Origin of the sequence: Geodermatophilus amargosae (assembly GCF_900116515.1) — a bacterium.
In the GTDB taxonomy this organism is placed as follows: domain Bacteria; phylum Actinomycetota; class Actinomycetes; order Mycobacteriales; family Geodermatophilaceae; genus Geodermatophilus; species Geodermatophilus amargosae.
Genome location: NZ_FPBA01000021.1, coordinates 81,957 through 101,175, shown reverse-complemented (window position 1 = coordinate 101,175; position 19,219 = coordinate 81,957). Strand labels below are relative to the sequence as shown.

Genomic DNA, 19,219 nt, shown 5'->3' with positions numbered 1-19,219 from the left:
CGTGTACGGCGTCACCGTGGTGGTCACCGTCTCGCGGGGCTGGGTCGTCGTCGTCACCGTCTCCATCGGCGTGGTGGTCGTGGTGATCACCGTCGTCTGGGTGGTGGTGGTGTCGATCTCGGTCCGGTCACACCGCTCCACCGTCTGGTTGGCGTTGGCGTTGTTGACCCGGCGGCAGTTGATCGGTGCCCCCGGCGCGGTCGTGGTCACCGACTGGCCCCGGCGGATCTCCTGCTGCACCACCGGCGGTCCGGATGGCACGTCCTCGGAGACGACGGTCGCCGGCCCGGCGTCGCGGTCCGCCTGGGTGACCGTCGGCGTGCCCGGGACGTCGACGGTGGTCGACGTCGGCTCTCCGACGTTCTCGGTGCGCTCGGAGATTGTCGGTTCGCCGACGGGCACGGTCTCGGTGACCGAGGTCGGCTCCCCGACCGGTTGGGGCTCGCTGGTGGTCACCGTCGGGGTGCCGGAGGGGGTCGGCGGACCGTCGACCGAGGTGACCACCGTGCACCGCTGGTTGTCCTGCTGATTCACAGTGGGGGTCGCGGTACCGGGGCCCGAGAACGTGCCACCCGCCGCCGTGCAGATCTGCTGGCGGGTGTGGGTGACGTTGTGATCGGCGAGCGCAGACCCCGCCGGGATCACGGTGAGGGCCGCGGCGAGCACGGCCAGGGACGTAAGACGTCGACGCATGGTCATGTGCCTACGCGACCGGTGGCGCCACAGCCCATGTCACGCGATGAGAAACGATGCTGTACCGGAACGACGCTGGGTGCGCCCTAACAGCGCGTGGAAGATGAAACCACAGTCCGTCATGGGTAACTGTCTATAGGGCCCGATGATCGGCAATCTCCTAACGCCCTCGTGCGTAAATTGCGGCGAGCGGTCGTTCACCTGGTCAGGGCTGGTTCGATCACCGGGCGCTGCCGGCCAGTGGAGCTCTCGGCTGGCGGCGAGGCTGGGCAGGTCGTGGTGCTCGTTCCTGGCTGGAGACCAGTCCGGCGACCGCGGGCAGGAGCGTGTCCACGTGCTCGCGTCGGCCCAGGTGACGGGACAGGGCTCGCCAGTTCTTCAGGTGGCTGATGCCGTGCTCGACACGGATCCGCTTGGACGCGTGAGCTCGGCGTTCGGCCTCGTGCGCCGCGGCCACGGCGGAAAAGACCGGGATCTGGTTCTTCCGCCGGGCCGGTCGCGGCGTGATGACCGCGCCGGCGGTCCGGGTGCTCAGCCCCTGGTAGCCGGCGTCGGCGAGCAGGGTGACACCGGGGATGAGGGCCAGCAGCTCGATCAGGCCGGCCTGACGAACCTGGGTCGAATCGTGGATGGAGCCGGAGCGGGTCTGCCCGCAGCACAGCAGCCGCCCGGCAGGGTCGGTGATCACCAGGGCGTCGACGGTGGTGGCGCGGGCCCTGCCCGAACGGCGCTGCCCGGTCTCGGCTCGAACTCCTGTAGCGAGCCGTGGGACGAGACCGGACAGGGTCAGGCCAGGAAGGACTCCCAGCCGTCGGCCGGGGGCGTGCCCACCGGCAGGGTGCGGAGCCGGTCGAGGACGGCGGGGTCTTGCACGTCCAGCCAGGCCACCAGCTGACGGAAGGACACCAGGTGCACCTCGGGCCGGGCGGCGATGGCCCGCAGCGCGTCCTCCACCGCGTCCATGTAGATCCCGCCGTTCCACTGCTCGAAGTGGTTGCCGACGAACAGCGGGGCACGGTTGGTGGTGTAGGCCCGCTCGAAGCCGGCCAGATAGGCGTCGGTGGCCTGCTGGCGCCAGGTGTCATACATCGCCGGGTCGCCGGCCGTGTCCCCCTGGGTCTGCCGGTACATGAGGTTGTAGTCCATGGCGAGCGCGCTGGCGCTCTGGCTGGGGTCGGACGTCGGGAAGGGCACCGACGGCAGCGGAAAGTCCCACAGGCCCAGCTTCTTTGCGGGCCACACCTGCTGACCGCCGGGTGAGCTGGCGTCGTATCTCCACCCCAGTGCGGCCGCGGCGGGCAGCAAGCCGTCCTGGCCCTGCAGGCAGGGGGTGCGGCCGCCGATCAGCTCGACGTCGTAGTCGAAGGGCAGCGGCGGCAGGTCGCTGCGGCCGGTGGTGGTCTTCCAGGTCTGCACGAACCGCTTGGCCTGGGCGATCTCGCTGGCCCAGTCCTCCGGGGACCAGAGCCGGACGCCGTTCTCGCCGCAGGAGTGACCGTTGAAGTGGGTGCCGATCTCGTGCCCGTCCAGCCAGGCCAGGCGGACCTCGGCCATCGTGTCCAGCACCTCCTGGGTCGTCAGGAAGCCGATGTCGGAGGAGCCCACCGGATGCCGTGGCGGGGCGTAGCGCATCCGGGCATCGGCCGGCAGGGCGTAGACGCCGCTGAGGAAGAAGGTCATCGACGCGCCGAGCTCCTGCGCCAGCGTCCGGAACCGGGGGAACTGGCCGGTGGACAGATTGGCCGCGCCGTCCCAGGAGAAGACCACGAACTGGGGCGGCCGCTCGCCGGGCACCAACCTGCGCGGAACCGGCTGGTGGGGTTGCGGGCCGGTGTCGGCGGTCGATCCGTCGCCGATCAGCCGTACGGCGGGTGTCGGGACCGGGACGGGTTCAGGAGGCGGGACCGCCGAGGAGGGAGCAGGCGCGGATGTCCCCGCGACGGCCGTCGTGAACGAGCGGCCCGCGACGCCGCAGCCGGCGGCGGCGAGCGTGGACGCGCCCGCCCAGCCCAGCAGTGCCCGTCGGCTCAGCTCCCGCACGCGTCGTCACAAGTTGCACTCATGCATCCCCATCCCCCAAGGCCCGTGCCCGCGCCATCCATGCTGCCGCCGTCCATGCTGCGGTGGCTCCGTGACACGCCAGCGGCCCTCAGGGCCACCGGAACCTCGCCCGGCCTCCCGCCCACCTCCGACGGAGCAGCGGCATGCCGTGGCCGTGGCCGTGGCCGAGGCCGCGGCGGCACCGTCCCGGGCGGCTGGGACGGTCAGCGACCGGCGTCCAGCACCCCTCAGACCACTCGCGCGGCGACGCGCGAAAGGCGGCGCCGAAGCGCTGGCTGCAGTGGCTGATGTCGGCGAATGCCCATCAACGGGCGACGCCTCCGATGGTGACCCGAGCCGAGTCCGGAGAGGCAAGCCGCTGGCGCCCGGTGGAGGCGCCGATCGACGATCCACTGGGCTGATGTCCGGTCATGGCCCCTGCTCCCAGACGTCGTGAAGGTGCCGGTGGAAATCGCGCCGCAGCGACACCGACAACGGGAGAGGTCGCGGTCGAGATCCAGAACAAGATCGTCCCGGCCTGAGTATTTCAGGAACCGACTCCATCGAACCCCGCGCATCCCACCTGTGGCGATGCAGTGAGCGGATCGTCGTCGCCCGTGCCGAGGTCTGCGTTCGGCCTCGACCGCGGCGGCATCGAGGCTGTCGAGCGCTGTCGCCGGACTCATCGTGCTGTCTGCACTCAAAGCGGCGGACTCATCGGTACGAGGGCAGGCCTGCGCGGAACGCCCCCGATGCAGCATGGCTCAGTCGGCTTGATGAGGGTGGCTGGTGGGCTGCACCGCACCGCGCAGCGTCACGGCGGCACATCGCCATGGGCCAGCTGCTCCATCATCGCGGTTCTCTGCCCGACCTCCTCGCGCAACGCGGTCAGCCGGGCGTGCTCGTCGCGCAGCCAGAACACCCCGAGCAGGAAACCAGCCGCCAGCAGAACCAGTGCCGTGAACACCGTGAGCAGGAGAACCACCACCGGTTGCCCCCCGGTCGCGCGTCCTAGCCCGTGTACCGGTCCAGGTCCATCCGGTACAGCTAGCCCGCCTGGTGCAGATACTCGTCGAGCGCGCCGAACTCCGCCAACCGCGCCATTTGGCCGCGGGCGCCATCTCACTGCCTGACGAGCACGTACCAGCTGCTCTGCAGCCCGGGCCAGGTCACCCAGATCCGCAACGAATACGACAAGGGCGCCCAGGCGTCCTCACTGGCACCCAGGGCGTCGGCACCGCCCTCGACGCCGCCGAGCAGACCCCCACCGTCGTCACCGACGAAGACGAGGAGATCGACCACGATTCCCGGGGAGCCCGACGAGCTGGTGCACGCCTACGCCATCACCGTCCACCGCGAGCCGGGCAGCGCATAGCCCTGCGTCGCCATCCCGATCACCACCAGCGCCTGGATGCTGCAACGCAACCGACCCCACCCCGCCGTCACCGGCACCGAGCAACTCGTCGTCCTGATCGGCTCGCTCAAAGCCCTCAGCAGGCCGTGCGCGCTACCGGCTCCGGACGCCGACACGCTCTCGCCCACCCGCTCCACCACCCGGTGCGACGCAGGCCGTCCCCATCCCCGACCACCAGCGGATGACACCTGCAGAGCAGACCCCGAGGGCTGACCCCGCCGGCTCAGCACACGTCTATCCGTGCAGATGTCGTTGCTCAACTGCCTGGTCGCAGCCGCCCCGGCGCGCAAGCGGGTGATCACCTGCGATGAGGTGCAAGTGACCTATACGTGGCGGGAGGCTGAGCGGACTGACACCTCTCGAGCAGCCTGAACCCGCTCCCAGGGTCGGGGATTCGGCTCTGACCTTTCAGGCGTCCTACAGCCCGTCCTGTCCCCAAGCGGCCCACTCAGGGATAGCCCCCGGCATCAGGCCTTACGGCCCACAGCAGCGGCGATGCACCGTTGGACCTGATTGAGCGGACGCAGCCGGGGGCCGTCGGGCCACCACAGGTCGCAGAGCTCCAGCTCGCCCTGCCGGTCGGGACCGGGCGGGACGATGTCTAGGCCGGGCAGGAACCCGGTGATCTGGGCGCGTGTGCGGAACACTCCTGAGCGCATCGGGCTGTGCAGGAAGACCTGCTCCATGCGCCGCGCCAGTGGGCTGAGCTCATCGGTCTGAGGATCGAAGAAGTGCGCGATCACCACAAAGCCGCCGACGGGTAGAGCGTCGATGTACTGTCGCATGAGCTCGGCGCCGTCGTCTCCGGCGTAGTGGTGCAGTGTTCCCACCTGCAGTAGCGCCAGCGGCTGGGAGAAGTCGAGGTGGCTGCGGATGGTCTCGTTCCCGAGTACCCGGGCCGGCTGAAAAATGTCGGCGTCCACAACATGGCACAACTCGTCGTCGGCGAGTAGCGCTTCGCTCTGCGCGACAACCGCCGGGTCGTTATCGACGTAGACGACTCGGGTCGCGGGGGCAATCCGGCGTGCAATCTGGTGGGTGTTATCCGCGGTGGGCAATCCCGAGCCGCAGTCGAGGAATTGGCGGATACCGCCCTGGTCGGTGAGGAACCGCACGGCCCGACCCAGGAATCTACGGTTGGACCAAGCCAGGTCGTTGACCTCGGGTGCGACTTTGCGCACTTGCTCGAGTACCTGGCGATCGATCTCAAAGTTGTCGGTGCCCCCGAGGGCAGCGTCGTAGACGCGGGCGATGCTCGCCCGGGCAGACTGGTCGCCCAACGGCGCGGCGCTCGATGCCTCCGAGGCTTTGGGAGAGTCCATGGCCGCCTCGCATGCTCCTCGTCGTACCTAGTGCCCCGTTGGTCGACATGCTCGCAGGTTCCTCCCGTGATCGGTGTCATGTCTCCGGGCGTGGTGTAGCTCGCGACCGTGGGGGACGGTTTTGCCGGTTGGACTATGACGCGATCAGTGCCGGCTGCGCCACCTCCTCGGCCGGCTCGGGTCGGTTGAGAAGTGCCATGGAGCCCTCGAAGAGGTAGCGGCGGTCGGAGACCTTCCATTCGTCGTGCGCCTTCAGAAGACGTTGCGGAAGTGGGTCCTCGGGCTCTGTCCGCTGACGAGGTGTCGGCGCAGGTTGCCGGGCATGTCGTCATCGGCGTCTTCCCCGCCGCCGCGGTTGATCAGTGACGAGCTGTGGGCGCTGGTCGAGCCGCTGATCCCACCGCGCAAGCCGGCGGTGCACGGCCGCACCGGTCGGCCGCGTACCTCGGATCGGGACGTCCTCGAGGGCATCGCGTTCGTGCTCTCTACCGGGATCGGCTGGGCCAAGCTGCCGGTCGAGCTGGGCTACGGGTCGGGCTGGACCTGCTGGCGGCGGATGCACGAGTGGGCCGAGGCCGGTGTCTTCGATCGGCTGCACGTCGCCGTGCTCAACCAGCTCGGCGAGCGCGGTGAGCTGGACTGGTCCCGGGCCAGCCTCGACAGCGTCAGCGTCCGCGCGACAAGGGGGGTGAGCTGACCGGCCCCAACCCCACCGACCGGGGCAAGGCCGGCAGCGAGTACCACCTGCTCGTCGACGCCACCGGGCTGCCACTCAACGTCGCCGTCTCCGGCGCCAACCGGCACCACAGCATGCTCGTCGAGCCGATTCTGGACTCCATGCCGGCGATCAGGCGCGGCGGCCGCGGACATCCCCGCCGCCGACCGGTCAAGCTGCACGCCGACAAGGGCTCTGACGATCCGCGGGTCCGCCGCTACCTGCGCCGCCGTGGGATCACCGCCCGGATCGCCCGCATCGGACGGGACTCCAGCGCTCGCCTGGGCCGGCACCGCTGGGTCGTGGAACGCACGCTGGGCTGGCTGCTGTCCTACAAACGCCTGGCGCTGCGCTACGACCGCAGCGCCGTGACCATCACCGCGCTGGCCCGCCTCGCCGTCACGCTGATCTGCGCCCGACGGCTATCAACCAACTAATGCCACGTCCTTTTACGACCTCGTGCATGGTAAGCGGCGGGCGATCGTTGACCTGCTCGGGGCCAGTGCGATCACGCGGCGGTGCCGGCCGGTAAAGCCTTCGTCGAGCGATGGAGCGGTTCGGGGCGTGGGGCTCGTTCCTGGCTGGATACCAGTCCGGCGACCGCACGCAGGATGGTGTCGAAGTCTTCGCGTCGGCCGAGGTGACGCGAGAGGGCTCGCCAGTTCTTCAGGTGGCTGATGCCGTGCTCGACCCGGATGCGCTTGGACGCGTGAGCCCTGCGTTCCGCCTCGTGTGCCGCGGCGACGGCGGGGAAGATCTGGATCTGGTTCTTCCGCCGGGCCGGCCGCGGAGTGATGACCGCGCCGGCGGTCTGGGTGCTCAGCCCCTGGTAGCCGGCGTCGGCCAGCAGGGTGACCCCCGGGGTGAGGGCCAGCAGCTCCACGAGGCCGGCCTGGCGAACCGGGGTCAGGTCATGGATCGAGCCCGGACGAGTCTGCCCGCAGAACAGCAGCCGCCCTTCCGCGTCGGTGATCACCAGCGCCTTGACCGTGTTCGCGCGGGCCTTGCCCGAGACGAACCGAGCCCGGCCGGCCTTGTGGGCCGCTGGGCGGCGCACCCGGACCTCGGTGGCATCGAGCAGACCGACTTGCCCGGTGGCGCCCAGATGAGCGACCACATCGGCCAGCGTGCGCAGCCGGATCCCGCCCTCGACGGTGCAGCCGCGCTCGGCCAGCAGCGGACGCACCTCCCCGACCGCCCGGGTGATCGTCGACCGGGACACCCCGAACCAGCACGCCAAAACGTCGTGAGTGACCCCGTGCCGCAGGTGCACCAGGGTGGCCAGCAACCGGTCGATGAACACCAGCCGGTGCCTTGCACCGGCGCCGACCGCCCGCTGGCGCGGCCGATCGGCCAGCCGCGCGTCCTGGCGTGCCTGCCAGCGCGGCCCTAGCTCGGCGACCAGCTCAGCCAGCACTTCCCGGGACAGTCCGGTCACCCGGCGATCGGCGACAGCAGCGGCTCGGGCCAGGCTCCTGGACACACCACGACCCTGCTCCGTCCTTCACGAGCAAGCCGCCCGCTAACCATGCACGAGGTCGTTAGACCCTGAGAGTGCTCCGACAACGGCCGGATGGGCACCCGGGCCCAGTCATAGAACCGGGGACCCTTGGCGCCCTCGCCGGCCGACAATCGGGTCCAGGCCTCCTCGGGCACCGCGGCGGAGAGCGCGTCGACCCGGTACTGGCCGATCCGGCCCTCGGGGTTGCCGACCGTGTACTGGTTGACCGGCACGGCCAGCACGTAGGGCAGGCCGCGCTCCTCCAGGGCCAGGCGCAGGGCGGCGTTTTGCCCGTAGATCTCATCGGCGGTGGCCCAGCCGGCCGGAACTGCGGCGTCCAGCGCGCGGGTCAGCATCGCCAGCGCTAACTCCGGTTTCGTCCGGAACGGCACCTCTGAGCCGATGCCGGCTCCGGCGCACCGGTCCCGATCATCGATCCACGCCTTCGGCAGATACAACTCCCGGTCGAGGAAGGTCCGCCCGGCCGGAGTCACGTAGGCGAGGAACACGCCGATCTGGCAGTTCTCGATCCGCCCGGCGGTGCCGGAGTACTGCCGGCCCACCCCGGCGGACTTGCTGCCCTTCTTCACGAACCCGGTCTCATCGACCGCCAGCACCGCGGCCTCGTCCCCGAGATGCTCAACGACGTAGTTACGCAGGTCATCGCGCACCCGGTCGGCGTTTCAGCCGGCGTGGTTGAGCAGCCGCTACATAGCGTCGGGAGTGGCATCGCCGGCCTGCTCGGCCAGCGTCCAGCCGTTCTTGCGCTCCGTCTGCGACAACAGGCCCCGTAGGTACACCCCAGCTCGGGCCCGTGGTTCGGCACGCGCGAAACCACGGGCCCGATCCGCTCGAGCACCTCATCCAGCCCCACGGCCCAGCCGGCGACTTCGGCCACGGTGACATCCTCGGCCATCCGCCCACCGTGGTCAGCACCCTCGCCTCAGCCAGACAGGTACGCCGAACTTTGCCGAAACAAGTGCGGCTGTAGTGATAAACCGAGAGGTGATCAGATGAGGTTGGAGGGGGGACCTGGGGTCCACCCCTTGCCCGAGCGTCTCGACGGACCGCGGGAGGTGGCTCGCTTCCCGGGCAGCCGAATCGTGGGCCCTTGAAAGCGGCTGTGACCGTCCGTAAGGCCCCGAAGGCTCCTGCTGGCCTCGCTCAGGACGCCAAATCGCGCAGCGAGACATCGATCCTGCAGGTCGTCGGGGAAATCATGCGCTCCTCGACGTTCCCAAGGCGAGTACAGACACCCGTGCTTCAGTCGTCGACCGGCCGGCCCGACATACCCCTGCGGCGCTGCTGGCGTAACGGAGCCGTGCCGACCCCGCCGCGCACGCCGAGTGCCTTCGGTCGAACCCGGTCGCGAAGGCGGGCGAGCGATCCCGCCTTCGTGCCTGTCAGCCCTTGTTTGGCCGAGGGCGGTTTCCCTTGAGCTGCCTGTGGAGTCGATGTGCGGTGCAGCAGGCGCAATGTTCCTCGCTGGGCTGACCTAACGCCGGTCGGAACAGGCGCTATGGGGCGGTACTCAAGCTTCCAGTACTGAATCTCACTTCCAGGGACAACGACACGATCCCACCCATCGAGTCGCTCAAGGCCTGACCCGGCCTCCTGCGGCTGCAGTTTCATCCCGGTGTTTGCAGGGTTGTGCTTAAGGACCATCTCCCTGTCGTCGAGTTCCTTGCCAGTGCTATATCGAGCGACGTAGCCTGCGATATACGGTCCGTTCTTCAGCTTAAGGCTCACCCAAGGGACTTTATCGGCGGGCACTTCCGCTCGCAGCAATTGGTACCAGATCCCGCCGTTGGCCATGTCGCCTCGAGCCCGCTTGCGCAGCAATAAGTCAAACGCAATGGCGAGGGCTAGGGCAAGGACGACCTCCACCACCACCGCTCGGACGATGAGGCGATACTCGTCCTCCACGTAGGTTTGGCCAGACTCAAGCCAGCGTCTGGGGTCGGGCATCCAGGCGGGCTGCAAGATTCGGACTACGGCTAGGATACCCGTAGCAGTGCCGCTGAATGCCAAACTTGCCAACGCAATCCTGCTGGCCTCCCTGAATGTGGTTTCCTCCATGGCTGGGCGTCTGCGTTCTCTCAGTAATTCGAACAGCAACCCTGGCGCCACTAAGAGGAGAAAGGCCGCAAACGTGATGACTGACTCAGGAGTCATGGCCGTGGGTCACACTCGACCCTCGCCCTCGCCGCCCTCTCTGATGCCGTCTGAGCCCGTGACATAGCGATACGGACTTGAGAATCCGTACGTGGACCCCATCTCTACCTTGCTGATTTCAACCGGGACCGCCTCAGTCGTCACCCCAGGCGCCTCCTCGCGCACCGGTTCCGCGGCTTCTCCCTTCTCGTCGTCGCTGAGTGTTGGCTCGACGATGCGCTCAACTGCTACTTTCGCCTCTTTGGCAGCATCCGAGGCGGCGGTTGCTGCCTCTTGCGCTCGTCGAGAGGAGCGCAGAGCCTCGACCTCCGGCGTGTTCTCGTCAGACATGAGTGGGTCCCCCTCGCCGTGGATACCAATGGTTCGGCATTAGCCGTTCGGCGACCCCGCACGGTGCCACCTCACGTGACGGCGGACTAGGGGCACTAGCACCTCGACACGCCAGTCGCAGCGAGACTCGGCGCGCCTTTACAGTTTGTGTCTTGCGTCGCGACGCATGGCTCCAGTAGGCGGATGGAGGAGCCCTCAGGGCCGCCCGAGGCGTCAGTCCGCGCGATAAAGAAGATCCTGCTCCCACGGGCTCGGCGTGGTGCTCCACCCGGCGAGGCGGCGTGTTCTCGGCCGTCAGGCAGTGTCACAAGCAGGAGGCTCTGGTGCATGTCTTCGGCCGGCCCGTGACCGATGCCGCCGGTGCAGCGGACCTTGCGGTTCGGTCCGACGGTGACCAGGGCGGAGCAGGGGACTGCCCCCGGTTCGGTTGACTCCTCGCCTGTGAGGCTGCGGCCTCGCTGGAAGGATCAGCATCGTGCCCAAGCCGTTCCCGGCGGAGTTCCGTCGTGACGTGATCGCCGTGGCCCGCAAGGGCGAGGCGTCGGTCGCCCAGGTGGCCCGGGACTTTGGGATCTCGGAGTCCTGTCTGCAGCGGTGGCTGAAGATCGCCGACCGCGAGGACGGCCTCGCCCCGCCGACCTCGAGCGACCGCGGCGGCGGAAGCACGGACGAGTCCGCGGAGCTGCGCGAGCTGCGCCGGCGCAACAAGCTGCTCGAGCAGGAGAACGAGATCCTGCGGCGGGCGACGGCCTACTTCGCCCGCGACGTCCTCCCACAATGATCTACCCGCTGGTCCGTGAACTCGCCGCCGAGAGGATCCCCGTCGCGATGACCTGCCGGGTGCTGGGCTTCTCCAAGCAGGCCTTCTACAAGTGGTGCGCCGATCCCGTCAGTCGGCGCGACTGGGACGCCGCACACCTGATCAACGCCGCCTACGACATCCACCACGACGATCCGGCGTTCGGCTACCGGTTCATCGCCGATCAGCTGCGCGAACGCGGCCTGACCGCGGGTGAGAACCGGGTCACCCGGCTGTGCTCCCAGCAGCGGATCTGGTCGGTGTTCGCCAACAAGCGGGGCCTGAACCGCAAGGCCGGCCCGCCGGTGCACGACGACCTGGTCGACCGCCAGTTCACCGCAGCGGCACCCAACGCGGTCTGGCTGACCGACATCACCAAGCACCCCACCAGCGAGGGCAAGCTCTACCTCTGCGCCATCAAGGACGTGCACTCCGGGCGGATCGTCGGCTACTCGATGGACGCCCGGATGACCGCGGCGCTGGCCGCGACCGCGCTGCGCAACGCCATCGCCCTGCGGGCACCGACCGGCACGATCGTGCACTCCAACCGCGGCAGTCAGTTCCGCTCGAACGCCTTCGTCACCGCGCTGAAGAACAACGGCCTGATCGGCTCGATGGGCCGCGTCGGCGCCTGCGGCAACAACGCCGCGATGGAGTCCTTCTTCGCCCTCCTGCAGCGCAACGTCCTCGACCGGCAGCGCTGGACCACCCGAGAGGACCTCCGGCTGGCGATCATCACCTGGATCGAGAAGACCTACCACCGGCGCCGCCGGCAACGCCGCCTCGGACGACTCACGCCCATCGAGTTCGAGACACTGACCCGGGCCGCTCACGCGGCCTGACCGCCCCTACCGAACGAGTCAACTGAAGGCGGGGCAGTCCCGTTCGTCCTCCAGCGGGTCACCGGTACCGGGTCGAGCCGCCAGCCCAGAGCCTCAAACAGCCGGGGGGTGGGCGAGGAAGGCGCCCATGTCGACCCACCCGGTGCGCGTGACGTCCCCGACCGGCCTCGCCGCAACCCCGTCCCGCAGGTCGCGCGGAGCGGCGATCGCTCCGCCGTCAGGTAGAGGTGCAGCGTCACCTTCGCCGGATCGAAGATGCCCGCGATGAGGCGTGTCGCCCGCTGCGTGAAGTCGCGGCACAACCGCACGTCGTCCTGCAGTACCAGCACGGGTCGGTCGTCGTCGGCTGCAGCCCGCCGGTCGGCGAGGATCACGTTCCTCCACTGCCATGAGTGGCGGATGCCGTGGGTCGCCTACGTCCATTGCAGCGCGCACCCAAGCGCGGCCACCCATCGGTCCAGCGCCGCGCACAGCCGCGGCAATGCGTCGTTGCAGACGCGTAGCTTCGGCCCGGCGAGGCCCTCGCGCTCGAGGTCAGCGAGTAGGCGCCAGCCCGTCGGGCCGGTCGTATGCCCATGACGATGACGCGGAGCTCCACCCGCATCGCCACCCGCGCGGTACTCACGCCCCCAGTCAAGGATGAAGCGGCACGCGACGGTCGCGGCAACCGCCGACCCGTCGCGCCTGGGCCCTTCCCGTGGTCTCGCTCTGCGGGAAGTCGCCCGGTCCGCACTGTGGACAGGGTCGCCGACCGCGGCTCAGCCGTGACCGGCGACGCACGCCTACCGCGCTCAGGTAAGGGCATAGACCTTGGCCTCCCACGGATAAAGCGGCTCTCGCCCGACCCACTCCGGCGGGACGGCGCGGTCCTGCGTCACCTCCCGCCACAGCTCACCGCTCGGGGTGAGTGGCCAGTTCCCGATGACATACTCGGAGCGCGGGTCCTGCGGCTCGGGAGTGCCCCAGTCGCTGAAGTTGGCGACCGTGACCACTGGCCTCTGACCGGGTGCGCCGCGGCGCCAGGCGAACACACGACGGCCGGCGGTGAGGTCGACGTGGATGAACTCCGTGTCGTTGACCGACAGGGCCTCCGACGTCTGCCGGAGCCGCACCAGCCTGCTCACGTGGCGGAAGACCCGCTGCCTCCACTCCTCGGACAGCCGGTCGAAGTTCACCGGGTCCACCTGCTTGGCAGAGGCGATGGGTAGGTCGTGCTGGTCGGCGAACTCTTCACCCGCGAGGATCATCGGGATGCCCACGGCGGTCAGCAGGCAGACGAAGGCCAGCTTAATCCGCTCTTCGGTGCGCCCGACCCCGTTGTTCACCAGGAAGTCATACAGGCGCTCGTTGCGGTATCCCTCCACGTCGTGGGATGTCACGTAGTTGACCGCCTGGGCGCCGTCCGCGAATCCCAGCTCCCGGCAGTCCACGAGCTTGCGCACCGTTCGCTCGAAGTCATCATCACCCTCGCCGGTCTCGCCCAGGATTGCGGAGCGGATCGCGTGCTTGAACCGCTCGTTCCACAGGGCGTCGAGGCGCCCTTCCCGGACCAGCGCGACCGGGACGGACAATTCCTCGCCGACTACGAGGAACCGCTCGTCGGCGGCGCTGACAGGCAAGCCGGCCGCCACGGCACGGTCGCGCGCGAGCTCTCGGGCGAATCGGGTGAACTCCGCGATGAAGTCGAGGTTCCGCACGTTGTTGACGCTGTCGATCCGAATGCTGTCCATCCGGTTCTCGTGAGCCCACCGCGCAGCGTGGGCCAGCATGAAGCGGCGAGCGGGCTCGACCTCGGTGATTCGGCCTTCGATCGGGTCGTACCCGCGCGTTCGCCACCCGTATTTCCAGAGATCGCCGCCGAAGCCGTCCCGGTCGGACTGCTCCGGGTCCCCGCTGCCCCACTGGACGTGGAAGTCGAGAAAGTTGATCTCCGAATAGGGATCGCGCTGCCCGAACGCCATGACGGCGTCATATCCCACTCGGATGCCATGCCGGTGACATGCGGTGACCAGTCGGGCGAAGTCCCGGCTAGATGTGGGTGAGCTGCTCTGCGGGGGGCAGCCGAGGTCGTGGTCGGGTGCGAAGTAGTTGCTGGTGGCGTAGCCCCAGTCGCGTGTCACCCAACTGTCGGCGACGGGTGCCAGCTCGAGCGTGGTCACCCCTAGATCGACCAGGTGCGCTCGTCCGGGAGCGAGCGCCGCGACGCCGCGAAACGTCCCGGGGGCGGCGTCGGCGTCCACCAGGGCGAGCACGTCCTGGAACGTGCCGGCGGCGACCTCGATACCGCCCTCCGGAGAGCCGCGGGCCCAGCGGGAGGGCAGTTTGTAGTAGACGGTGCGATTATTGGCGGGCAAGGCCAGCAGCCCGCCGTCCCTCGACCAGTCCGGCTCCTCACCGCCGGGATCGCACTCCACGAGCAGCCCGCCGCGGAGCTTGATCACCGATGCGGGCCACCGGTCGTCCTGGGTGTAGGGCGGGGGCAACGGCGGTGACAGCAACCTCCAGTCGACCGTGCTCGCCAGCGGGTCGGTGCGCCATACGGTGAAGCCGGGCCGACCCGGCCTCGTGTCGCCGACCTGGAACCAGTAGTGATAGACCGTGCCCTCGGTGAGGTTGCACGCGGCAGCGGTGACCTGCCAGAGGTCGGGGATCGCTGGATCCGGGGTCAGCGGATGGAACGTCATGTCGTCCAGCGTCGGCGGGTTGCCCGACGCAGGGCGACCGATGACAAGTGTCGGAGGCGGGTCCGTCCGACCGGGGCGCCACAGCACGAACGACCCGAGCCTGCGCCGCGCGATGTCGGTGACCGGACCGCCCGGCGCCATCGACGCGCGGTCAGGGGCATCCGGCGCGAGGTGCTCCAACCGGGAGAGCAGCCGGTCGGCGACGGCGCCCAGTGCGCCCGCTGGCATGCCCAGCCCCGCAGCGATATCGGCGCCGCGCGCCGCCGGCCCACCGGGGGCCGATGTGGCGGACGGCATGCTCGCCGGGGCGTGCGGGGGTCGCGATCTCAGCTGGCCGCGTCCTTCGTGCCTCGTCGGTGGGGGGCCCGCGAGCCGGACGAGAAGGGCCTCCTCCAGGTCACCGAGCTCCTCGTCGACGAGCTCGCGCCACCGCTCTGGCTCCAGACGCGCCCCCGCGTCGGCGATCCGTGCCGCCACCTCCGCCAGTCCCGCGCCATCTGCAGATGAGTCCCCGGGCTGGAGCATCTCCTCGGTCTGCCACTGCAGCCACGGCCCGTTCCCCCACAGCGCCGGGGACACGCACGCGGCGAGAGAGCCGGCCGGCACCACATCCGGTCGGCGCGACGAGGCGTCGACGACCAGCCTCCAGCTGGCCGTGAGCATCGGGGGGATGGTGAACCGGTACGCCGGGTCGGCCACCGGGGTGATCAGGGCTAGCGCCTCCACATCGGGGTGCCGACCGAGGAGCGCGCGCAGCCTGGTGACCACGTCGGCGAGCAGGTCGGCGTTCGCGGCGCCGGCGAGCACCAGGGCGTGCCCGGCGAGGATCCCGAGCATCGGGTCGGCCTCGGGACCGCCGAGCATGTCCACGAGCTCCTGCGCGGGCACCACGCTCCGCCCGTTGACCAGCGCGAGGCGGGCCAGGTCGGTAAGCCGCTGTTGGTCGTGTGCTGGGTCGAAGCCCCGCCCCAGTCGTGACTGCAGGACCGTCGCGCGGGCGAGGTCGACGTGCCACGGTGGCGCGTCGTCGCGAGGGTCTTCCGCACCTAGAACGAACACTTGGGTCTGCCAGTGCGGAGCGGCGACGACCAACTGTTCCAGCCTGCCCCAGGGCGCCGCGTCGAGTCGCAACCGGTACGCGCCCGGGGTGACCTGCACGGTGCAGCCCGCCCACGGGTCCGCCGCTGCGAGGTTGGTACGCGACCGCGTCTCCAGCTCAATGAGCGGCGCTCCGCCGAGGTCGAGGAGCTGCAGGGCACGGGCGGGGTTGCCCCGCGGTGACGTGCCGGTGGGCGACCACGCTCGCGCGAAGACGAAGACCTCGCTCCCGTAGCCGACTCGGGCATGGACCTCGCGGCTGAGCGCCGCGGCGGCGTCCTGGTGGTACTCGTGGCTCTTTGCAGTGTCCGCGAGGGGGGCCGCGGAGGAGAACAGGAGCGGTGGCGCGGTCACGATCACCGTCCCGGCCCCGGGCTCGAGTGCCTGATGCATCTCGTGGATCGCGGAGCCTGACCGAAACTTCACCTTATAGAGACCGGGCTCCAACGCCTGCGCCACTCCGCCGATCCCTCGGGCGCGGAGCCGGAAGCCGTGGTCGATGACGAAGATCTCCGTGCCCGGGGGCGCGGTGGCGAGGAGTTGGACGTCGTCGGGGTGGGCCTCAGATATCGACATCGACGACCCGGCCCTCTCCGACCAGTTCGAGTGTCCGGTAAGGGCCGCCACGCGGGCCGTATCGGTACAGCCCCGGCCCCAGCGCCCACTCCCAGATCCTGCCGGCTCGGCTCACCGATGCCACCTGCGTGAACGATCCGTCCTGCAGCTCGGGGTCCGGGCCGGCGGCGCCGGCGGTGATGCGGATCCGGAACGGAGCCTGGTAGACCGGATTGGCACCGGCGAAGACGATCTCGTTCATACGGTCGTAGGAGAACTTCGGCTCTTGGCGCTCCTGGTCAGGCAGCGCCGTGGTCAGCTCGTTGTAGACGAACCGTTCGAGCCAGCTCCCGGTGATCGCCTGTCCACCCGCCGGTGGGGTCGCGAGCCCGTTCAGCAGGGCGCGGGTGAAGACACCGTGGACTACCCCGCGCTGGTCGGGCCGCTCGCGGGCGGCGCGCGAGAACTCCGTCGCCAAGCCGTAGAAGAACCGGGCCGGCTGCGTGCCGGCGATGTCATCGAGGTGCACGGCCTGCAGCGGCCTCCGCGGGTAGTTCTCGCGGCAGCAATCCATGAACAGCACCACCTCGTCGAAGTAGGGAGACTTGCGGAACCAGTCCGCATAGCGGCGCCCGGGCACGTGGTGACCGGTACGGCCTCGGGCGGCGTTTGCCATCAGCAGCGCCGTCTCCTCAAGATCGGGAGCGAAGCCGTGCCCCGCGAGAAAGAGGTAGAGGCGTCGCCCAATCCGGCCCGTCGTGTCCCCGAGCTCGACAAGATCATCGATGGCGTTGCGAAGAGCCTCCGTCGTGGGCTCTGCTCGATTGGGCCGCGCAGGACGCCGGTAGCAGCTCGAGAGGATGGTGACGACCTGTTCCTCGGGCACCTGCCCGCCCGTGCGCGACTCGAGCCAAGAGGCGAAGTCGCGAGCGTCGTTCTCAGGTCCGTCCAGGTCCCCGAGAGCAGGGTAGTAGGAGACCCCGACAACGATTGCATGGTCATCGTTTGCCATCTGCCCACCTCCGGCGCGAAGTCACCGCCGTCTCGCTCACCCGTAGGCCTCAGGACCGCCGATGAATCGCTTGTCCTGGTCGGACAAGTCCGTGTTGAGCCTGACCTCGAGTCCGTCGAGGGTGAACCGGCGGTCGATCGGGTACATCATAATCGATCGCGGGTCCACGCTGGTGTACACGGTCAGGTCTTTGTTGTAGACATCGAAGAGGTTGTGGTCTACATCTTCCTTGGACCAGTAGTTCGGAGGCCCGGCGTAGTAGGCGTAAACCGCGTCCTTGTTCCACTTGATCCCCCCGGCGGGATTCTGGTGCTCATGGAGGCAGCCGAGAGCATGACCGAACTCGTGCAACACCACGCGGCGGAGCTCCTCCTCCGGGCTCGTCGCGGACAGCCAGCCGAAGTTCATGGTGGGCCGGTCGCCGGTAATCGAGAGGCAGTCCGTGCCGATGTAGGACCAGGAGCCCCGCTCGGTGAAGGAGATGCGGATATCGGCTCTGCGGTCGACACCGTCCCTAAAGAAGAATCTCAACTGGGCGACGTAGTCCTCCCACTGCCGGGCGACGTCTCGAACCCGCTGGTGCAGGATCTCTTCTCCGTCGAGGAAGGACACCGTGACGCCAATGTTGGGTGGCCACAACGAGCCCTTAACGAGAGCCATCCGCTCGTTGGCGGTCTTGGGCGGGACCTTGCGGTCAATGCATACGCGAATGTCACGGAGCTCGATGTCGTCCATGTATGGCCGCCTTCCCTCGGACTCGGCCGCGGTGCGCGGAAGTCACCGCTAGCGGAGTGCTCCACGGAGTTCTCCCTCCGCCCGCTCTAGCGTCGTGAGGGCGGAGTGCACGGTCAAACCTCAGGTGGTCGCGCCTGCCAAGAGCCGCGATCGGAACTGCCTTCCACCGACCTCGCCCATATCCAGTGGTCCCACGAACCTCTTCGTGAGACCTCGACCACGTCGTCGGCTCTCGGTTGATTGATCACATCCACGCATGCTGTTGCAGTCGACGAGGAAGCGGGCATACGGAGCACCCCGGCTCGGCCATAGCCCCCATGACCTATGCGTGCCTTCACTGTCTGTCAGTCCCATGCGCCCCAGAGCCACGAGGCACGAGGCACGGCGGTCGAGCAGCTTGTTCTGCAGCAGTGCGAAGAAGGACTCCATGGCCGCGTTATCACCGGCTGCGCCGACGCGGCCCATCGATCCGGACAGCTCATGCCGGTTGAGCGCATGGACGAACTTCCGGCTGCGGAACTGCAAGCCGCGATTGGAGTGCACGATGCAGCCGGCCACGTCCGCGCCGTCGGCGTGGTGCCGGGCGACGGCGTTGTTCAGGGCGGTGACCGCGAGCCGCGACTTCACCCGGTCGCTGATGGAGTAGCCGGCGATCCAGTTGGAGTGCACGTCCTTGACCGCGCACAGGTGGAGTTTGCCCCCGGCGGTGCGGTGCTTGGTGATGTCGGTCAGCCACAGCTGGTTGGGCTCCTGCGCGGAGAACACCCGGTTGACCCGGTCGTCGTGCACCGGCGGTCCGGGCCGGGCGCCCTTGCCCCGACTGGGCTTGCCGAACGCGCTCCACCACCGGTTGGCCGCGCAGATCGCCCAGGCGGTGCGCGCGGTCATCGGCTGCCCGTTCGCGGCGGCCTCCTCGAGGAGCAGCTGGTAGCCGAACTCCGGGTCGTCCCGGTGGGCGTCGAACGGCGCGTCGGCCCGGTAGGCGGCGACCAGGTCGCTGGCGGTGACCGGGGCGGTCAGCCACCGGTAGTAGGGCTGGCAGGCAATCTTCAAGACCCGGCGCGTCACCGTCACGGGGATGCCGTTGACGGCGAGCTCTTGGACGAGCGGGTAGATCATTTTCCCGGCAGGTTCGCCTGGGACAGATGGGCCGCCGCGCGGCGCAGGACCTCGTTCTCCTGCCCCAGCAGCCGGATCCGCTTGCGGGCCTCCGGCAGGTCGGCGTTCTCCGCCGCCGTGGTGCCGGGCTTGACCCGTCTTCGACGTCGGGGGCCTTCATCCACTTCGTCAGGCAGGACTCGCTG

The 19,219-nt window shown here is 69.0% G+C and carries 17 protein-coding genes and 2 pseudogenes; 2 read left to right on the top strand and 17 right to left on the bottom strand.

Annotated elements, in window-relative coordinates; all coding sequences use genetic code 11:
* From BM414_RS28640 to BM414_RS31875, 8 genes and pseudogenes are all read right to left on the bottom strand, one after another.
* Window positions 1-699, bottom strand: a 699-nt coding sequence (locus BM414_RS28640) for a superantigen-like protein SSL4 (RefSeq protein WP_217644872.1), incomplete at its 3' end; no start/stop codon positions are given.
* A gap of 214 nt (window positions 700-913) precedes the next feature.
* Complete coding sequence (locus BM414_RS21925) at window positions 914-1,477, bottom strand: transposase family protein (protein WP_245784899.1); 564 nt, start codon at window positions 1,475-1,477, stop codon at window positions 914-916.
* Between the two features lie 2 nt (window positions 1,478-1,479).
* Window positions 1,480-2,487 carry a polysaccharide deacetylase family protein gene (locus BM414_RS21920; protein ID WP_245784897.1) on the bottom strand — a complete coding sequence of 336 codons (1,008 nt, stop codon included), beginning with the start codon at window positions 2,485-2,487 and terminating at the stop codon, window positions 1,480-1,482.
* Between the two features lie 1,060 nt (window positions 2,488-3,547).
* Entirely contained in the window at window positions 3,548-3,721 is a 174-nt protein-coding gene (locus tag BM414_RS29595; protein ID WP_175551730.1) for a hypothetical protein, read from the bottom strand.
* Between the two features lie 134 nt (window positions 3,722-3,855).
* On the bottom strand, window positions 3,856-4,035 hold the full coding sequence (locus BM414_RS29590) for a hypothetical protein (RefSeq protein ID WP_175551729.1): 180 nt from the start codon (window positions 4,033-4,035) through the stop codon (window positions 3,856-3,858).
* 33 nt (window positions 4,036-4,068) lie between these two features.
* Window positions 4,069-4,275 (bottom strand): hypothetical protein, encoded by a 207-nt coding sequence (locus BM414_RS29585; protein WP_175551728.1) that lies wholly within the window; start codon window positions 4,273-4,275, stop codon window positions 4,069-4,071.
* 339 nt (window positions 4,276-4,614) lie between these two features.
* The gene (locus tag BM414_RS21910) at window positions 4,615-5,469 is read right to left on the bottom strand and encodes an SAM-dependent methyltransferase (RefSeq protein WP_093582962.1); all 855 of its coding nucleotides are present in this window, start codon (window positions 5,467-5,469) and stop codon (window positions 4,615-4,617) included.
* Window positions 5,470-5,602: 133 nt separating this feature from the next.
* A pseudogene (locus BM414_RS31875) lies at window positions 5,603-5,728 on the bottom strand (IS256 family transposase); the annotation flags it as partial.
* Between the two features lie 63 nt (window positions 5,729-5,791).
* Between BM414_RS31875 and BM414_RS21905 the strand changes: the two are divergent.
* Window positions 5,792-6,621, top strand: a protein-coding gene (locus BM414_RS21905) for an IS5 family transposase (RefSeq protein WP_093582960.1) whose coding sequence is annotated in 2 segments (ribosomal slippage) — window positions 5,792-6,148 and window positions 6,151-6,621 — 828 coding nt in all. Because the reading frame shifts where the segments join, the coding sequence is not laid out codon by codon here.
* Between the two features lie 71 nt (window positions 6,622-6,692).
* Here BM414_RS21905 and BM414_RS21900 read toward each other — a convergent pair.
* From BM414_RS21900 to BM414_RS28625, 4 genes and pseudogenes are all read right to left on the bottom strand, one after another.
* Window positions 6,693-7,622: a transposase family protein gene (locus tag BM414_RS21900; RefSeq protein WP_245784896.1), complete on the bottom strand. Its 930-nt coding sequence runs from the start codon at window positions 7,620-7,622 to the stop codon at window positions 6,693-6,695.
* 131 nt (window positions 7,623-7,753) lie between these two features.
* Window positions 7,754-8,518, bottom strand: a pseudogene (locus BM414_RS21895) (IS701 family transposase); the annotation flags it as partial.
* 430 nt (window positions 8,519-8,948) lie between these two features.
* On the bottom strand, window positions 8,949-9,860 hold the full coding sequence (locus BM414_RS28630) for a DUF6338 family protein (protein ID WP_245784895.1): 912 nt from the start codon (window positions 9,858-9,860) through the stop codon (window positions 8,949-8,951).
* Between the two features lie 9 nt (window positions 9,861-9,869).
* Window positions 9,870-10,190, bottom strand: coding sequence for a hypothetical protein (locus BM414_RS28625; RefSeq protein WP_139245981.1), 321 nt, complete (start codon window positions 10,188-10,190; stop codon window positions 9,870-9,872).
* Between the two features lie 475 nt (window positions 10,191-10,665).
* Here BM414_RS28625 and BM414_RS21890 point away from each other — a divergent pair.
* A protein-coding gene (locus tag BM414_RS21890; protein WP_093582955.1) for an IS3 family transposase occupies window positions 10,666-11,831 on the top strand; the annotation gives its coding sequence in 2 pieces (ribosomal slippage) (window positions 10,666-10,960 and window positions 10,960-11,831; 1,167 coding nt in all).
* Between the two features lie 791 nt (window positions 11,832-12,622).
* On the opposite strand, the gene BM414_RS31480 is transcribed toward BM414_RS21890, so the two are convergent.
* The 5 genes from BM414_RS31480 to BM414_RS29580 all read right to left on the bottom strand — a co-directional run bounded on the left by BM414_RS31480 (window position 12,623) and on the right by BM414_RS29580 (window position 19,198).
* Window positions 12,623-16,240 carry an alpha-amylase family glycosyl hydrolase gene (locus BM414_RS31480; protein ID WP_217644871.1) on the bottom strand — a complete coding sequence of 1,206 codons (3,618 nt, stop codon included), beginning with the start codon at window positions 16,238-16,240 and terminating at the stop codon, window positions 12,623-12,625.
* Entirely contained in the window at window positions 16,176-17,180 is a 1,005-nt protein-coding gene (locus BM414_RS21875; protein ID WP_093582951.1) for a caspase family protein, read from the bottom strand. The genes BM414_RS31480 and BM414_RS21875 overlap by 65 nt, the downstream gene beginning before the upstream one ends.
* A 36-nt stretch (window positions 17,181-17,216) precedes the next feature.
* The gene (locus tag BM414_RS21870) at window positions 17,217-17,915 is read right to left on the bottom strand and encodes a zinc metalloprotease (protein ID WP_093582949.1); all 699 of its coding nucleotides are present in this window, start codon (window positions 17,913-17,915) and stop codon (window positions 17,217-17,219) included.
* A gap of 120 nt (window positions 17,916-18,035) precedes the next feature.
* Window positions 18,036-19,034: a DDE-type integrase/transposase/recombinase gene (locus tag BM414_RS21865; protein WP_093582947.1), complete on the bottom strand. Its 999-nt coding sequence runs from the start codon at window positions 19,032-19,034 to the stop codon at window positions 18,036-18,038.
* Window positions 19,031-19,198: a hypothetical protein gene (locus tag BM414_RS29580; protein ID WP_175551727.1), complete on the bottom strand. Its 168-nt coding sequence runs from the start codon at window positions 19,196-19,198 to the stop codon at window positions 19,031-19,033. Before BM414_RS29580 ends, BM414_RS21865 begins: the two co-directional genes overlap by 4 nt.
* Between the last annotated feature and the right edge of the window lie 21 nt (window positions 19,199-19,219).